This is a genomic window from Pseudarthrobacter sp. CCNWLW217 (assembly GCF_037203985.1).
Classification (GTDB): domain Bacteria; phylum Actinomycetota; class Actinomycetes; order Actinomycetales; family Micrococcaceae; genus Arthrobacter.
In genome coordinates this window covers 1-803 of sequence record NZ_JBBCBT010000051.1, presented here as the reverse complement: position 1 = coordinate 803, position 803 = coordinate 1, and the positions used below count along the sequence as shown (strand labels likewise).

The following is an 803-nucleotide window of genomic DNA, read 5'->3' as shown; positions in this document are numbered from 1 at the left end:
GCCTCCATGGCTTCGCTGTCCGTGATGGGCTCGTAGCTGACGCGTCCGATGTCGGCCAGGTAGGAGTGCTCCGGGCCAACACCCGGGTAGTCCAGGCCTGCGGAAATGGAGTGGGACTCGATGGTCTGGCCGTCGTCGTCCTGCATGAGGTAGGAGCGGGCACCGTGCAGCACTCCGGGCTTGCCCAGCGTGATGACGGCCGCGTGCCGGCCGGTTTCGACGCCGTCGCCGCCTGCCTCAAAGCCGTAGATCTTCACCGAGGGGTCATCCAGGAAGCCGTGGAAGATGCCGATCGCGTTGGAGCCGCCGCCGATGCACGCGCAGACGGCGTCCGGAGGGCGGCCCGCCTGCTCAATGATCTGGGCCCGGGCTTCCTCGCCGATGACCTCATGGAAGTAGCGGACCATGGCCGGGAACGGGTGCGCTCCGGCGGCCGTACCCAGCAGGTAGTGGGTATTGCCGACGTTGGCAACCCAGTCGCGGAGTGCCTCGTTGATGGCGTCCTTGAGGGTCTGCGAACCGTTGGTCACGGGGATCACCGTGGCGCCGAGGAGTTCCATCCGGGCCACGTTCAGCGCCTGCCGTCTGCAGTCCTCCGCGCCCATGTAGACAACGCATTCCAGACCGAGCAGTGCCGCGGCGGTGGCGCTGGCCACGCCATGCTGACCGGCGCCAGTCTCGGCGATAACGCGGGTCTTCCCCATGCGCTTGGCCAGGAGGGCCTGGCCCAGGACGTTATTGATCTTGTGCGAGCCGGTGTGGTTCAGGTCCTCGCGCTTGAGGAAGATCCGCACTCCCCCGGC

The 803-nt window shown here is 67.4% G+C and carries 1 protein-coding gene; it reads right to left on the bottom strand.

What is annotated here, in order from left to right; genetic code table 11:
• The coding region (trpB, locus tag V9L18_RS21985) for a tryptophan synthase subunit beta (protein WP_337349267.1) at positions 1–803 on the bottom strand (803 nt) is incomplete at both ends.